We start from the raw sequence: 15,244 nt of genomic DNA on the forward strand, positions 1-15,244 counted from the left end.
AGTCAATTATTAAATAACGATTTCGGGTACAACAATCCCACAAAGCCTTACGGCTCTGGTGCCGAAACGGGTTGGGATCGACGGTAGCTTCGTGTTTTTGGCGGGAAAAAAATATGAAGCCGGACACATCTCGTACAACCCGTGACCGACATTTCAACAAGTGGGCACAAAAGTCCACAGGCCATCGGGGCTGGCATAAAACTCAACCCACCATCCGGCACGACAGGGGCGCGCTAAAGGCTTTACAATTTCCCGAGCCCAGACCACCGAGAGAGGTACTCGCTTGCCAACATCCTACAACGACTGGCAACCACTGCTGGACGACGTTCGCCGCTGCACCCTTTGTGCCCCCTCACTCCCCCTGGGGCCCCGGCCGGTCCTGCAGTTTCACCCGGACGCCCGCATCCTGGTAGCCGCTCAGGCGCCCGGACGGCGGGTGCACGATACCGGGCTGCCGTTCAATGACCCCAGTGGCGACCGGCTCCGGGACTGGATGGGCATCGACCGCGAAACCTTTTACGACCCCACCCAACTGGCCATCATCCCCATGGGCTTCTGCTACCCGGGCAAGGGCCGCTCCGGCGACCTGCCACCGAGGCCCGAATGTGCCCAGACCTGGCACCACCACCTGCTGGCGCAACTGCCCAACCTGGAACTGACCCTGGTGATCGGCCAATACGCCCACGCCTACCATCTGGGCAAGAGCCGGGAAACCCTGACCCGGCGGGTGGCCAACTGGCGGGACTACTGGCCCGATAAGCTGCCCATGCCCCACCCCAGCCCCAGGAACAACCTGTGGTTGCGGCGCAATCCGTGGTTTGAGGCGGAGGTGGTGCCGGCACTGCGCCAACGTGTGGCGCGACTACTGGACTGATTCAGTACTAAAGTCGACCGAGGGAATGGCGTCCAGCAGGTCGCGGGTATAGGGGTGTTTCGGATGTGAGAAGACGGCCTCAGTCTCACCCTGCTCCACAATTTCGCCCTGCTTCATCACCGCCACCCGGTCGCACAGATAGCGCACCACGGACAGATCGTGAGAGATGAACAGCATAGTGAGACCGTGGCGTCGGGTGAGCGCCAGCAACAGGTCCAGTACCTGGGCCTGGATGGTGACATCCAGTGCCGAGACCGGCTCGTCGGCCACGATCAGTCTGGGCCGGACCGCAAGGGCCCGGGCAATGGCCACCCGCTGACGCTGGCCCCCAGAAAACTCGTGGGGGTATTTGCGCACGGACCGCCGGTCCAGACCCACGTCGTCCATCAACTGATTGACCTGCTCGCGCAGATTGCCCCGATCCGCGAGGCCGTGTAGCAGGAGCGGCTCGGCCAGCGCGTCAAACACGGTCATTCGCGGGTTGAGTGAGGCGTAGGGATCCTGAAAAATCATCTGAAAATCGCGCCGTGCGCGTTTCAGCTCGCCTTTGCGCAGGGCGCTCAGGCTCTTGCCATCCAGCCAGACTTCTCCGGACTGGCTGTCCACCAGCCGCATGATGCTGCGCCCCAGGGTAGACTTGCCGGAACCGGACTCTCCGACCAATCCCAGGATCTCGCCTTTTCGAACCGACAGATTGATCGATTTGACCGCTTCGACTCGGCTCACCTCGCGGGGAAAAAACAGCCCTTTGTACACCGGAAAGGCGGTGTACAGCTGGCGTACATCCAGAAAGGAAGTATCCTCCAAGGCCCCCTCGGCCGGTTTGGCACTGGTGGGAATCGCTTCGATCAATTGCCGGGTATAGGGGTGTTCAGGTGCGCGGAAAATCTGCCTGGGCGGCCCGGCCTCGACCACCTGCCCGGATTTCATCACCAGAATATGATCCGCCAGTCCGGCCACCACGCCCAGGTCGTGGCTGATGAACACCACCGTCAGGTTTCGGCGACGCTGTAGTTCTTTGATCAGTTCCAATATCTGTGCCTGTACCGTCACGTCTAACGCGGTGGTGGGCTCATCGGCGATCAGGAGTTCCGGCTCGGTGATCAACGCCATGGCGATCATCACCCGCTGGCGCATACCGCCGGAAAACTCGTGTGGGTAATTGTCGATTCGCTGGCGCGCCTCGCGAATACCCACCTCCTCCAGAGACAGTATGGCCCGCTCCCGCGCGACCTTTTTGTCTACCCGATGATGCTGCCGCAGGGACTCCACCAACTGGTCGCCAATGCGCATATAGGGATTCAGGCTGGTCATCGGATCCTGAAATACCATACTGATCCGGCGACCGCGAACAGCGCGCAGCTGCTTCTCGCTTAAGTCCAGTAGATCCGTGCCATCGAATACCGCCCGCCCGCTTTCGATACGCCCTGGCGGCATGGGAATCAGGCCGAGCAGGCTGTAGCAGGCCACCGACTTTCCCGAACCGGACTCACCCACAATGCCCAACACCTGGCCCGGCTCGACCGAAAAGCTGACATCATCCACCGCTCGCACCACGCCTTCGCGGGTGTGAAAGTGAACGGACAGATGTTCTACCGACAAGAGTGCCATAGCTTCAGTCTTTGGAAACACGTGGGTCGAGGGCATCGCGCAACCCATCGCCCAGAAAATTCAGGGCGAACAGGGCAACAGCGAGAGTCAGCCCGGGAAAGATCAACAGCCAGGGGTACTCCTCCATGGTGTCCACGCCATCGGAAATCAGCGAGCCCCAGGAACTCTGGGGCGCCTGGACGCCAAGGCCGAGAAAACTCAGGAAAGACTCGAGCAGAATCACGCTGGGAATTGTCAGCGTGGTATAGACAATGATCGGCCCCAGGGCGTTCGGAATCAGGTGACGGGTAATGATCCGCCAGCGCGACAGGCCGATGGCGGTGGCCGCTTCGATAAACTCCTGGCGGCGCAACCCCAACACCTGACCGCGCACGATGCGTGCCATGGTCAGCCACTCCACAGCGCCGATGGCTAGAAACAGCAGTAAGAGACTGCTGCCGAACACCACCGTCAGCAATACCACAAAGATGGCAAACGGCAATGCATACAGCACATCCACCAGACGCATCATCACCATGTCGACACGCCCGCCGAGAAAACCCGCGGTGGTGCCCCAGAGTACCCCGATGCCCAACGCCACCGCCGTGGCGATAAAGCCCACCATCAGGGACACACGGGTACCGTACATGATGCGGGTCAGCAGATCCCGGCCCAGAGTATCCGTGCCCAACCAGTGTTCCGCTGAGGGCGCGCTAGCACCCAGCGCCAGGTTCTGTTCATGATAACTGTAGGGCGCCAGCCAGGGAGTCACCAACGCAATCAGTACCAGAGCGACCAGAAACACCAGACTGAGCATCGCCAAGCGATTCCGACGCAGGCGCACAAAGGCGTCATGCCAGAGCGAACTGCCCGACTCCAGGGCCTGCCCGCTCAACTCGGGCGAGCGTTGGGGCGCAGTTTCGGATTGAGCCATACCAATACCGTATCCGCAATCAGGTTCAGCAGGATAATCAACCCCGCGAAGAAAATGGTCATGCCGAGCACCATGGTGTAATCCCGGTTGAACGCCGCCTGGATGAAAAAGCGGCCCAGCCCCGGAATCTGGAAAATGGTTTCCACCACAAAGGAGCCCGCCAAAAGCCCGGCAATGGCCGGCCCCATAAACGACACCACCGGAGTGATGCCACCGCGCAGAGCGTGCACCGTCACAATGCGAAAAGTGGACAGCCCCTTGGCCCGCGCGGTACGAATGTAATCCTGTGACAGCACCTCGAGCATACCGCCGCGACTGATGCGCGCGATATAGGCGGCGTAGGTGGAGCCCAGGGTGATGGAGGGCAGAATCTTGTCCCCGGCGGAGCTGCCCCAGCCCGACACTGGCAACCACTCCAGCCAGATGCCGAACACCAGAACCAGCATGGGCCCGAGCACAAAGGATGGCAGGCAGATGCCCACCATGGCCAGCGACATGGGCACATAGTCCTGCAGGGTGTTGGCCCGCAAAGAGGCCACCACACCGGCCAGCAAGCCGATGACCAGCGCAAACAGAATCGCGTAGAGCCCCAGTTCGAAAGTCACCGGCGCGCCGCTGGCAATCATTTCATTGACGGTACGATTGGGGAATTTAAACGAAGGACCCAGGTCGCCCTGCAGCAAACCGCCCAGATAGTTCAGGTACTGAGCGCCCATGGACTGGTCGAGATTGTAGCGCTCATTGAGCGCCTTCATCACTTCCGGCGGCACCGCGCGTTCCGTATCAAAGGGACCGCCCGGAGCCAAGCGCACCATAAAAAAGGTGATGGTCACCACCACCAACATCACCGGTATCGCCTGCCCCAGCCGTCCAACAATAAACCGCAACATAACGCTTCCCTACTACTCCGCCGCCGGCTGCTCGGGCATATCGCTGACCGGTTCAAGAGACAGATATTTATAGGGGTGGTAGTCCATGATGTTGTTGTGCCAACCTTTGACCGATGGGCTCACCAGCCGTTTGGTCGTGTAGTTATACAGAGGGATCAGCGGAACTTCTTCCATCAGGATGCTTTCGGCCTGCTGAAAGTAATCATAACGCTCTTCGCGGCTTGAGGCCCTGGCGGCTTTCTGCAGCAGCTCATCATACTGATCGTTACCCCAACCGGTGTTGTTGTTGCCGCCGCCGGTTATGAACAGATCGAGAAAGGTACTAGGGTCGACGTAATCACCGATCCAGCCAAGACGCGCCAGATCAAAGTCACTGATGCGCTTACTGTTCAGGTACACTTTCCACTCCTGGTTACGTAGAGTGACGTCCACATTCAACTCCCGGCGCCACATCTGCTGAATTGCCAGAGCAATCTTCTTGTGGTCCTCCATAGTGTTGTACAGGATTTCCACTTTAGGCATGCCTTCGCCACCGGGGTAACCGGCTTCCGCCAACAACTCCCGGGCGCGTTCCGGATCGTAAGGCACTTTGGCTTGGGGTGTGTAGCCCAGGGTACCCGGTGGGGTAAGCGCGTAGGCGGGCTTCTCTCCGGCTTGAGTGATACTGCTGACAATAGCCTCCCGATCAATGCTGTACGCCAGAGCCTGACGCACCCTGACATCATCGTAAGGTTCGCGCTCGGTGTTGATGAGGTAAAAATAGGTGCCGAGATAGGGATTGATCCGAAGTGCAGGGTGGTCGCCCTCGCGGTAAACCGAAATTTTTGACGTCGGCATGGTATTAGTGATGTGCAGCTGTCCCGAGCGGAACATACGTTCTTCAGTGGTGACCTGCTGGATTGGGTGGAAATGGATTTCCTGCAGCTTTACCTGATCAGCGTCCCAATACTGGGAGGTTTTCTCGACCACGACAACCCGACCGGGTGACCACTCTTTGATGGTGAATGGTCCGTTACCGACAAAATTTTCGGGACGAGTCCAACGGGTGCCGCGCTCATCCATATCACCATGAGCCATCACAGTGTCACGATGTACCGGGAACATGCTGTGGTGATCCAGCAACTGCAAAAAATAGGACGTGGGATTTTTCAGGGTGACTTCGAGCGTCCGCTCGCCGAGCGCCTTCACCCCCACTTCGGAAAAGTCTTCGATCTCTCCTCGATGGTAAGCCTCAGCATTTTCAATTACAAACAGCGAATAGGCGTATTGATTGCCGAGCGCCGGCATCAATGCCCGCTGCCATGACCAGACAAAATCTTCCGCCGTTACCGGGTCTCCGTTGGACCAGCGGGCGTCTTCACGCAGATGGAAAGTAAATACTCGATTGTCTTCAGATACTTCCCAGCTCTCGGCGACCCCGGGCACCACTTCCAGGGTCTCCGGATGTTTGCTGACAAGACCCTCGAACAGGGCCTTCTGGATGAAGTATTCGGGAATGCCAGTGGTGGTGTGCGGGTCCACATCCGACGGCTCATCGCCATTACCCATATGCAGAATCTGTTCGCGATTGCCGCGCTCAACTGGGGTTTCTCCGTCATTGTCGCTATCTGAGCAGCCGATCAATCCCAGACTCAAGACGAGCGCGGTGAACAGACCGCGCGGGGTGGTTCCCATCATTCTTCAACCTCCTCCACGACATCCGGCGACAATTCTTCGGCAAAGGCGTCAAAGCTGTAAGGGCGGCCCAGAAAGTTCTCCACCAGCACGGCCGCATCTTCGGTGCCGCCGGGCGCTAACACCTCTTCGCGGTAGCGGCGCGCCACTTCGGTATTGCGTAGGCCTTCACGCTTGAATTCACTGAACATATCCGAGGCGATAACCTTCGACCACATATAGGTGTAGTAAATGGCCGAGTAACCGTACAGGTGACCAAAGCTGGTGTGGAAGTAGGTACCGTCTACAAAGGGGAACGGTGAGTACTCGGACTGTAATTCGGGAATCAACGCATCGAAGTCCACCTCGGCCGGGTCACGATCATACAGGTTCAGGGAAATGGCCGCGTAGAACATCTGATGCCGGGCAAATAGCCCTTGTCCGAAGTCGCGCCCCAGGTTCATCTTCCTTACCAACTCCTCGGGAATCAGTTCTCCCTCGCTGTTGCGAGCGAATGACTTCAGAGTGTCGGCGTCCCACACCCACTCTTCCAGCATCTGGGACGGCGCCTCGACAAAGTCCCACTCGGTTTTGATACCGGAGAACGACAACCAGGGTTGATCCCCCGCGAAAATTCCATGCAGCAGATGGCCGAATTCATGCAAAAAAGTTTCTACTTGGCTGTGTTCCATGTAGCCAGGACCCTCAGCACCGGGGAAGTTGCAGACCAGAGCTTTGATCGGCTCCTGAATACCTTTCACACCGTCTTGAAGACTGAATGCGGCCGCGTGCTTGTACTTTCCATCCCGGGGGTGCATATCGAGATAAAAGCGACCCAGCAATTCGTCGTCCTGCCACATCTCGTACGCTTCCACATCCTCGTGCCAGGAGTCCGTTTCCCAGGGTTTGATGGTCACACCGAACAGCGTCTCGGTCAGGTCAAAGATGCCATCGCGCACCGCCTCGTAGCGAAAATACTGACGCACTTGTTGCGCATCCACTTCAAACTGCTCTTTCTTGACCAGCTCTTGCAAGTGGGTTTTCTGCCAATCCCCCACAAAGCTCGCACTGGGATCAATTTTTCTCAACCGTGCCAGTAACTTGTCGTACTCGGCGTCCGATCGGGGTTTGGCGATTTCAGCAATCTGATCGATAAACTCCTGGGCGTTGTCAGCGCTTCTGATCATCTTGTTTTCGGTCACATAATCAGCGTAGGTGTCGTAACCCAACAGCTGAGCCAGTTCGTATCGAGCCTCCAGGATATCCCGCAAGACGAGCTCGTTGTCTGGATAACCTCTGCGACGGAACTCTCGATAAAGTTCAAGACGCAACTCATCGTCCTGCGCGTACTGCATAACCGGCAAGTAATCCGGGTAATCGGTCGTGATGACAATATCGCCGTTCTCATTGGGCGGATGATTGTCAATAAAGTCCTGGGGCAAACCCTCCAGGCGATGGGCATCCTTGATTGCCACCGAGCGCACATCCTGATTGATGTTCCGCCCGAATGTCTGCCCGAGCTTGTTGAGTTGCTCGTTCAATGCCCGGATACGCTGACGAGTCGCTTCGTCCCGATCAACACCGGAGCGTTTGAACCCCTCCAGCATCTCTTCCACGTAGCGTTTTTCCAGCCCGTTCAGGGACCCGATTTCGATGTCGGCGACCTGCTGATATAGAGGGCGCGACAGGCTGATGTTGCTGAACAGCTCCACCGCACGTTCGCGGCAGGTTGCCGCAGCCTCTCGCACTTGCGCGTCGGGATGTACATTGAAGTAGAGCGAGGCGCGACTAACGGCACGATCAGAGACGATATCCAGCTCGTTGATGGCGTCTAGCAGGCGGTCGGTACTGTCCGAATAGTGTCCATTCTCGATTTTTTCCAGTTGGGCCTGAGCAGACTCCAGCCCCGTCCGACACTGGCTGGCAAATGCCTGGGCTGCATCGGTTTCATACTCCGGCCAAGCCGCCGACTCTGGCCTCTCCGGAGCGATACTGCAACCAGCCATCAACAGGCTGGCGATCATTCCGGTCAGTGCCCACGGGCGGGTAAGCCGTGCATATCGAGAGATTGTCGCCTGAATCATCGTTTTCTCCATTAATGCGGTGATGTTGGAATCTTACATGATTTTATGTCCTGGGCGAATTAGCACAGCATCTCCCGGGAACCTGAGCTTGCGAAAGGCTATCCTAGAGCTATAGGCTCGCTGGTTACGGAGGTAATCATGTCTGAACAGATCGAGAAAAACATCCACTGCCCGTATTGCGATGAAGTGATCACCCTGTTGATCGATCCGTCGATCAGCGAGCAGTCTTATGTGGAGGACTGCCAGGTATGTTGTCAGCCCATCAGTGTGGATGTGGTGATTGATGAGACCGAGGCGGTGGAGGTGTATGCGCGGCAGGAGAATGAGTGATGGCGGGTGGTTAGCATTGGTTTACGGCGGATGCGCTTCGCTTCGACGCGCCGGTTTGGGTAACGGCGGATGCGCCTTCGGCTTATCCGCCCTACGGCCGAGCGCAGCGGTATAGATTCGCGTAGGGCGGATCGGTCCGACGCCTCGGAGGGCGAAGCCCGCATCCGCCGTTACCAAACGCAGGTCACGCATGTCGTGCCGTAAAACCCGGGTGACCTGTATGAATATCGGAACGGCACCGCATGGGTGCCCTACGATTTAGACTTAAACTGCTCCATAATGTTACCCAGCATATCCACCGGCAGCGGGAACACAATGGTGGAGTTTTTCTCCCCCGCAATATCAATCAACGTCTGCAAATAGCGCAGCGTCATCGCGTTGGGGTTCCTGGACAGCTCCACCGCCGCGTCGGTCAGCTTGGCCGCGGCCTGTGACTCACCCTCGGCGTGAATGATTTTCGCACGCCGTGAGCGCTCGGCCTCAGCCTGACGGGCAATCGCCCGGATCATGCTCTCATCCAGGTCAACGTGTTTGATTTCCACATTGCTGACCTTGATGCCCCAGGTATCGGAGCTCTGGTCCAGAATTTCCTGAATATCCTGGTTCAGCTTGTCGCGCTCGGAGAGCATTTCATCCAGCTCGTGTTTACCGAGTACCGAGCGCAGCGTGGTCTGGGCCAGTTGACTGACCGCTTCGTAGTACTGCTCCACATTGATGATCGCCTTCTCCGGGTCAACCACCCGGAAGTACACCACCGCATTCACCTTCACCGAGACGTTGTCCCGGCTGATCACGTCCTGACTCGGCACATCCATGACGATGGTACGCAAGTCCACCTTCTCCATGGTCTGGATGAAAGGAATGATGATTACCAGACCGGGGCCTTTGACCTTCTGAAAACGGCCCAGCATGAATACCACGCCCCGTTCATACTCGCGCAGAATGCGAATCGCATAGGCGAGCAGTAACACCACAAAGGTGATGAGTAGACCAAAGAAATATTCGTATAACATAGGGAATCTCCGTTCTTGGATAAAAGTGCCAGCCGCCCTTTACTGACCGGTAGGGCGTACCCTCAAGTGCAAACCGTCCTGCGACACCACCTCCACCGTGTCGCCAGGCTTCAGTGGTTGTTCGCTGGACACTGTCCAGAACTCGCCATCAATACGAACCGTTGCATGCTCTTCACCTACCTGGGTAACGTCCGCAACCCGACCCACCATGGCGTGGCTGACATCCTTGCGCGGCATTCGCAAGCTACGACCGACCATGGTGACAATGCCCAGCACAACCAGTGATCCCACAGCGGCCACCGCACCCACAATCTCATAGGACACCTCCATACCCGGCACGTCGGTATCCACCAGCATGATGGACCCCATCACCAGAGCTATCACTCCGCCTATGCCGAGTACCCCGAAGCTGGGCAGGAATGCTTCCGCCAGTATGAGTATGCCCCCGAGCACGATCAGCGCCAGCCCCGCATAATTCACCGGCAACACCTGCAGCGCATAGAGCCCAAGCAGCAGACAGATGATGCCGACCACACCGGGCACTAGGGCGCCCGGGTTATAACCTTCCAGTATCAGCCCATAGACCCCGATCAACAGCAGAATCGAGGCAATCTGCGGATTGGTGATTATGCCCAGTAACTCACTGCGCCAATCCGGCGCATAACTCACTATGGGCAGATCCGCCGTCTGAAGGGTGAATGGGCCGCTTTCCAATTTGACCTCGCGGCCATCGAGTTGCGCCAGAAGATCCTCGCGGTTGTCGGCCACCAGATCGATCACGTTCTGCTCCAGGGCTTCGCTGGCGGTCAGGCTCACCGCGTCGCGCACCGCTTTTTCAGCCCAGTCGGCGTTACGGTCATAGCGCTCCGCCAGGCCGCGGATAAAGGCCACCGAGTCATTGATTACCTTGCGCTCCATGGCGCTACCGGGTTGGGGAGACTTTTCCGAGGATTCTTCGCCGGAGCCCTCACTGCCATCGTCCACCGGCTCTTGCTCCCCCGAAGGCGGCGTGGGCAGGCCGCCCATCTGGACCGGGGTGGCAGCGCCGAGGCTGGTGGCCGGGGTCATGGCGGCAACATGGCTACCGTAAAGGATATAGGTGCCGGCACTGGCGGCGCGGGCGCCGGCAGGATGGACGTAGGTGATCACCGGCAGGGGGGCGGCGAGAATGCCTTTGATCATGTCGCGGGTAGCGGCGTCCAGGCCGCCGGGGGTGTCCATGCGGATCAGCACGGCGTGGGCGCCGGCTTCATGGGCGGTGTCGATGGAGCGCAGAATATAGTCTTTGGTGGCGGGCCCGATGGGTCCGTCAATGGTGAGTTCGGCCACATGGGGGCCGCCGGACGCCGTATCGTCCGTTTCCTGGGCCTGAAGGCCGAAGGCGCCCAGCATCAGCAAGGCCAGCCAGAGCAGCAGCCCTGGCCGTAGTAAGGTAAAACCGCGTCGATTCCATCTCATGGGTTGCCACCTCCACCTATGAGATTAGCAGAGATTCAGCGTCACCCAAACAATACGGTGGGGGTAGGAGGCAGGATCAGTTTGTTGTGTCGGTTTGGTTTACGGCGGATGCGGGCTTCGGTCTTATCGCGCCCGACGGATATTGCATTGATTTTGGTAACGGCGGATGCGCTTCGCTTATCCGCCCTACGCAGATTTATACCGCTGCGCTCGGCCGTAGCGCGGATAAGCCGAAGGCGCATCCGCCGTCATCCCACTCAAGTTACGCGGGGTTATCGATGGTGCCGTTACATATTGGCTGGAACGCCGTCAGTCGATCCATCATGGCGGCATTACCCAAGCCATTGCGGGGGAACTTGTCCGCATCGCCAAAGCGGCTCTGCTCACCGTGCAACGCCATGTAGTTGAGCACCACGGTTTCCACCAGCAGGTTGACGTTGTTGGCCGCCGGGGTGGAGGCGGTTTCCACGTCACCGCTGGGGCGCATGTAGCCGATCTGCTGATGCGCTTCCGGACCACCATTGGACTCCAGCAGTTGCGGGCGACCATTGGGGTTGTACACCAGGAAGAAGGACGCCGCGGTCTGTTGATTGTCACCGGTCCAGACGCCTTTGCCGCGCCCCTCCGGGGAATCATCGATCATGCCGTTGCTGAATACCGAGCCGTCGCTGAACACATAGACCATGATCGGCACGCCTTTACGGGCGGCGTATTCCAGGCAGGCGCCGATGCAGCGCCCGGCGCGCAGGTCGCGGATTTCGCCCGTGGCCCGGTCGCCGGTGTGGTAGTCGTAGCCACCCATGGTGACGGTGCCCGCGCCCGCGCGGCCCTCCACCACCAGCTTCATGACCGAGGCGGTTTTCCGGAACTCCCGGTCGCTCATGAATTCGGCTTCCGAGAAAATGCCGTTGGGGCCGATGATATCCGGGTCCGCTTCCGGGTCGATGGAGGCCGGGTCGCCGAAGCGGGCCGCCAGATCGGCGCTTTTCACGTAGCCACAACTCAGCAGCTCCTTGAGCTGTTCATCCTCGGTGGTGCCAAAATTCAGGTTGTTCAGCCGCGCCCGGCTCATGCGGGTCATGGACTCCATCACCCGCACGGTATCTTCCTGGCTGAGCATGTTGACCAGGTCCCCGGTATCCACCAGACCGGTGACGTCACTGGGCTGGTCCACCTTGGTGGGGCGCACCTCCGGGTTGATCAGGGAGGCAGGCGCCAGGGAGTTGCCGCCGGAGTCGTTGGCCCGGGAGCCGATCAGCGCCAGCAGCTCGCCGTTGGCACCGGCGCGGTTGATGCCGTACATGGGGTTGTGGGGGTTATTGCCGGTATCGTTCTCCGAGCGGGCCGGAATCACACAGCCGTTGACCAACTCCGTGCGGGCGCCGGCCCGCTCCAGAATGCCGGCGAGCATCTGGCTGTCGCTGTGAAACGCCAGGCCCAGATCGGTGTTCACAAAATCCTCGGTGGAGGATTGAGGGGTCATGTCCCCCGGCAGGCCCTGCTTGCTGTAGCCCGCCGTACTCAGGAAATCCAGTTGCCCTCCCGGGCCGCCCACCAGCACATTGGAGCCCGCCATATTGGCGCCCCCGGCCAGATCGAAACAGATAAACGGAATCTTGCCCGCCCCGGTGCTGGCAATGCCGCAGTCCTGGCGCAGTTGCTCGATATCGTTGGCCAGATTCACCTCTTGGGCGAGGGCGGAGTTGACGATCAGCCCGCTCAACGAGCCGCCAACGATGGTACCGGCCCCGGCTTTGAAGCCGTGGGAAATCAGCTCCCGCCGGGTCATGGGGCGGTGGTGACCATCCAGTAGCAGCGGTGCATCCGGGTGCAGAGGAGCCTGTCGTTTAGCCATAGTGGTTTGCCTTGTTGCTCCGGGTTGGGTCGAGAACAATGTTCATCAATAACAGTTCCTGAAAGCCGGTTACTGCACCAGCGTCAGGGCACTGCCCAGGGTCGCCGCGCACAGGGCGGTGACGATGGTACGGCTGCGCTCGGCGTCGCCGCCGCTGGTCGCCATCCGATCAATCAGATCATTCATTTCGGTGCGCAGGGCCGCCGGATCCGCCTGGCTGGCCAGTGGCTCGCCTTCGATTTCGGCGGCGAGCAGATGTTTCAGCAACGGTTCGATTACCGCCGCCCTACCGTCGGTATCAAAGGCACCACTGACACCGGCGCTGAAATCAAATCCGGCGTAATAGTCGCTGCGCTTGTCGCTGTCCGCCGTCAACGCCGAACAATAGGCCACGGCCAATTGGGTCACCCCCATCTGGTGCGCAGCGACAAAGCCGTCTACCTGCGGGGCGGTGGGCAATTGCTGGCGGACTTTTTCATAGGTGCCGGCCACCGAAGCGGTGGTACCCGGAATGCCGGTGGCGGTAGACAGAGTGGCATTGATCGCGGCAAAGGAGCGCAGACCGAGGCGCGGTTGATCTTCGATCACAGCGGGACTGCCCGGCGCTGGCGGTTCGGACTCCACGCGAACGAATTCATGCTCCCCCAGGCGATCAAAGGTCAGGAAGAACTGATCGCTGTCCGGCCCCTGTTGCAACTCAATCACGGCACCCTGGCCGGACAGGGTTTGACGCCTCTCGACAAAGGCTTCGGAACTCAGCTCGGTCTCCAGGGCGGCAAATACCTGACCCGTCGGGGCCTCTCGACCATTGACGCCAATGCGTATGCCCTTGATCGGAGTGGGGGGTACCGTCACGTCATCATCCAGAGTCAGGAAGAAGGGCTCGGCAAACAGGTAGCCGTAATCGTCGAACTGCTGTACCTCAAAAGCGATGTACGCCGTTTGCGGATCCAGACCGATTTGATCCGAGACATCGAACAACAGATAAAACAATGCACCGACGCCCACCTCAAAATTGGTCCCGATCGCCTCGGGCGACAGGGCGCGATTGTGAATGGCCAGGAAGCGGATGCTGCCGCTCCAGGCGTAATCACTGCCGGACACTTCGTTGCCGAGCACCAACGCAAAGGTTTCGCTCCACTCTTCCAGCGCGGCGCCCGCCAGAGGATCCTCATCGTTGGTAAACTCACCGTTCACATACAGGCGTCGACCGTTGACCGGATCGAAGGTGGCCACCACATGCTGCAAGGTGGCCTGCAGGCGTTCGTCAGCGTCGTTGGTGGACAGGGCAGGCAAACCATTGACGTCGGTCTCACCGCTGCGATTGAGAAAATCGTAGTTGTAGAGCGTCTGGCCCAGAGTAAAATTGCGCACATCGTTGCTACCGGAGTAGCTGACAATGCGGGCGGTATCCGCACCGCCGTCCCCCTGGGTCACATTATCGGGAATCACCCAGGCTTCGATACTATACTCACCAGTGGCGGTGAGCAGGTCGTGCAGCTTGCGGCTACCACTGGTGGCCGCCTGGGCCTTTCCGTCATTGCCGCTGCTGTTCAGGCGAAGCCCCCAGGAGCTCATCCACTGCACATCACCACTGAGATTGAGGTTGGCGGCGGGTTCGACACCACTGGTGTCGTAGGCGATGGGACCCTGTCCGGTTTTGAACTCGTACTTGGCAATAATGTGGGTGTCGATCCGTCCGCCGCTGCTGGCGACGATGCCGTTACCGAGGCTGAGCGCCCGACTGACCACCAGATCCGGATTGATCTCGGTTTCCGCAATACTGTCGGCGAACTCGGTGATGGCCGCGGTCATGGCACTGGCATCGCTCTGGCAGTCATCACTCCAGCAGTTATGGCCCTCGTTACCCAGTCGTTGCACCAGTCGGGAATCGGCCGGATCATCCAGGCGCATACGGGTGCGCGCCGCTTCGAAAGAGAGAGATACCGAGCTGCTGCCCAGGTAGGGTTGCTGTGCCGTGGGTGCGCTGCGTGTGTGACATTCGCTGCAGTATTCGGTCAGCAAAGGATAGACCGTGCTGGCAAAAGCGCCAGGTTCGGCAGGCATGATTTTACTGCTGCCGACGGCCTGATCATCCGGCGCCTCAAAGACCACCCGAGTGCTGACCGAACCGGAGGCACTGGCCCAGGCCTCTACGTATCCCTCGATGATGTCGGCACAGGCGTCGGCACTGGCCTGCCAACAGTTGTGGCCTTCGGCGACCTTGGTCACCAGACGGGAATTGGCAGACTGCTCCAGATCGATGTAATCATTGATATCCGCATAGGCCAAATTGATATCGTCCGAGCGCACAAAGGTGGGTTCCTGTCCGCCCGTGCCATGGCAACTGCCACAGCGGTTTTCCACCGCCAGTGGATCCCACACCGACAGTTTGAACTGCTGCACATCATCGGTCTGCGGCGCCGGGCCGTCGTAGGTGGCCGCCGGGGGTTCCTGATTGGGGTCAACATTCTGTTGGACGTCGCTGCCACTATCGGAGCCACAGCCTGCCAACAGGAATAGAAATCCGAGGATGATTGGAGAGTGCTTTATCAGGTTCATC

At 59.2% G+C, this 15,244-nt stretch carries 11 protein-coding genes; 2 read left to right on the forward strand and 9 right to left on the reverse strand.

Going from position 1 to position 15,244, the window contains the following annotated elements; all coding sequences use genetic code 11:
- Positions 1-283: 283 nt before the first annotated feature.
- Entirely contained in the window at positions 284-874 is a 591-nt protein-coding gene (locus CMG77_RS04790) for a uracil-DNA glycosylase family protein (protein WP_286806159.1), read from the forward strand.
- Here the strand turns inward: CMG77_RS04790 and CMG77_RS04795 are convergent.
- The 5 genes from CMG77_RS04795 to CMG77_RS04815 are packed head-to-tail and all read right to left on the reverse strand — an operon-like array spanning position 863 to position 8,025.
- The gene (locus CMG77_RS04795; RefSeq protein ID WP_286806157.1) at positions 863-2,485 is read right to left on the reverse strand and encodes an ABC transporter ATP-binding protein; all 1,623 of its coding nucleotides are present in this window, start codon (positions 2,483-2,485) and stop codon (positions 863-865) included. The two genes, CMG77_RS04790 and CMG77_RS04795, sit on opposite strands and share 12 nt — an antisense overlap.
- A 4-nt stretch (positions 2,486-2,489) precedes the next feature.
- Positions 2,490-3,398, reverse strand: a complete 909-nt coding sequence (locus CMG77_RS04800) for an ABC transporter permease (protein WP_286806155.1) — start codon at positions 3,396-3,398, stop codon at positions 2,490-2,492.
- Positions 3,356-4,288, reverse strand: coding sequence for an ABC transporter permease (locus tag CMG77_RS04805; protein ID WP_286806153.1), 933 nt, complete (start codon positions 4,286-4,288; stop codon positions 3,356-3,358). Before CMG77_RS04805 ends, CMG77_RS04800 begins: the two co-directional genes overlap by 43 nt.
- Before the next feature lie 12 nt (positions 4,289-4,300).
- Positions 4,301-5,965 carry a peptide ABC transporter substrate-binding protein gene (locus tag CMG77_RS04810; protein ID WP_286806151.1) on the reverse strand — a complete coding sequence of 555 codons (1,665 nt, stop codon included), beginning with the start codon at positions 5,963-5,965 and terminating at the stop codon, positions 4,301-4,303.
- Positions 5,962-8,025 (reverse strand): M3 family metallopeptidase, encoded by a 2,064-nt coding sequence (locus CMG77_RS04815; RefSeq protein ID WP_286806149.1) that lies wholly within the window; start codon positions 8,023-8,025, stop codon positions 5,962-5,964. Before CMG77_RS04815 ends, CMG77_RS04810 begins: the two co-directional genes overlap by 4 nt.
- Positions 8,026-8,163: 138 nt before the next feature.
- On the opposite strand from CMG77_RS04815, the gene CMG77_RS04820 reads away from it, so the two are divergent.
- On the forward strand, positions 8,164-8,355 hold the full coding sequence (locus CMG77_RS04820; RefSeq protein ID WP_286806148.1) for a CPXCG motif-containing cysteine-rich protein: 192 nt from the start codon (positions 8,164-8,166) through the stop codon (positions 8,353-8,355).
- Between the two features lie 251 nt (positions 8,356-8,606).
- Here the strand turns inward: CMG77_RS04820 and CMG77_RS04825 are convergent, their stop codons facing one another.
- The 4 genes from CMG77_RS04825 to CMG77_RS04840 all read right to left on the reverse strand — a co-directional run bounded on the left by CMG77_RS04825 (position 8,607) and on the right by CMG77_RS04840 (position 15,243).
- Complete coding sequence (locus CMG77_RS04825; protein WP_286806146.1) at positions 8,607-9,368, reverse strand: slipin family protein; 762 nt, start codon at positions 9,366-9,368, stop codon at positions 8,607-8,609.
- A gap of 39 nt (positions 9,369-9,407) precedes the next feature.
- On the reverse strand, positions 9,408-10,826 hold the full coding sequence (locus tag CMG77_RS04830; RefSeq protein ID WP_286806144.1) for an NfeD family protein: 1,419 nt from the start codon (positions 10,824-10,826) through the stop codon (positions 9,408-9,410).
- Positions 10,827-11,088: 262 nt separating this feature from the next.
- The gene (locus tag CMG77_RS04835) at positions 11,089-12,681 is read right to left on the reverse strand and encodes a hypothetical protein (protein ID WP_024461542.1); all 1,593 of its coding nucleotides are present in this window, start codon (positions 12,679-12,681) and stop codon (positions 11,089-11,091) included.
- Between the two features lie 69 nt (positions 12,682-12,750).
- Positions 12,751-15,243, reverse strand: coding sequence for a LamG domain-containing protein (locus tag CMG77_RS04840; protein WP_286875872.1), 2,493 nt, complete (start codon positions 15,241-15,243; stop codon positions 12,751-12,753).
- Between the last annotated feature and the right edge of the window lies 1 nt (position 15,244).

The sequence above is a fragment of the Marinimicrobium sp. genome (assembly GCF_002695945.1).
GTDB classification, from domain to species: domain Bacteria; phylum Pseudomonadota; class Gammaproteobacteria; order Pseudomonadales; family Cellvibrionaceae; genus Marinimicrobium; species Marinimicrobium koreense.

Excerpts from the sequence above, each read along its gene's own strand:
- CMG77_RS04805 (WP_286806153.1), bottom strand. The coding sequence starts at position 4,288 with ATGTTGCGGTTTATTGTTGGACGGCTGGGGCAGGCGATACCGGTGATG.
- CMG77_RS04840 (WP_286875872.1), bottom strand. The coding sequence starts at position 15,243 with ATGAACCTGATAAAGCACTCTCCAATCATCCTCGGATTTCTATTCCTG.
- CMG77_RS04800 (WP_286806155.1), bottom strand. The coding sequence starts at position 3,398 with ATGGCTCAATCCGAAACTGCGCCCCAACGCTCGCCCGAGTTGAGCGGG.
- CMG77_RS04810 (WP_286806151.1), bottom strand. The coding sequence starts at position 5,965 with ATGATGGGAACCACCCCGCGCGGTCTGTTCACCGCGCTCGTCTTGAGT.
- CMG77_RS04795 (WP_286806157.1), bottom strand. The coding sequence starts at position 2,485 with ATGGCACTCTTGTCGGTAGAACATCTGTCCGTTCACTTTCACACCCGC.
- CMG77_RS04820 (WP_286806148.1), top strand. The coding sequence starts at position 8,164 with ATGTCTGAACAGATCGAGAAAAACATCCACTGCCCGTATTGCGATGAA.
- CMG77_RS04830 (WP_286806144.1), bottom strand. The coding sequence starts at position 10,826 with ATGAGATGGAATCGACGCGGTTTTACCTTACTACGGCCAGGGCTGCTG.
- CMG77_RS04815 (WP_286806149.1), bottom strand. The coding sequence starts at position 8,025 with ATGATTCAGGCGACAATCTCTCGATATGCACGGCTTACCCGCCCGTGG.
- CMG77_RS04835 (WP_024461542.1), bottom strand. The coding sequence starts at position 12,681 with ATGGCTAAACGACAGGCTCCTCTGCACCCGGATGCACCGCTGCTACTG.
- CMG77_RS04825 (WP_286806146.1), bottom strand. The coding sequence starts at position 9,368 with ATGTTATACGAATATTTCTTTGGTCTACTCATCACCTTTGTGGTGTTA.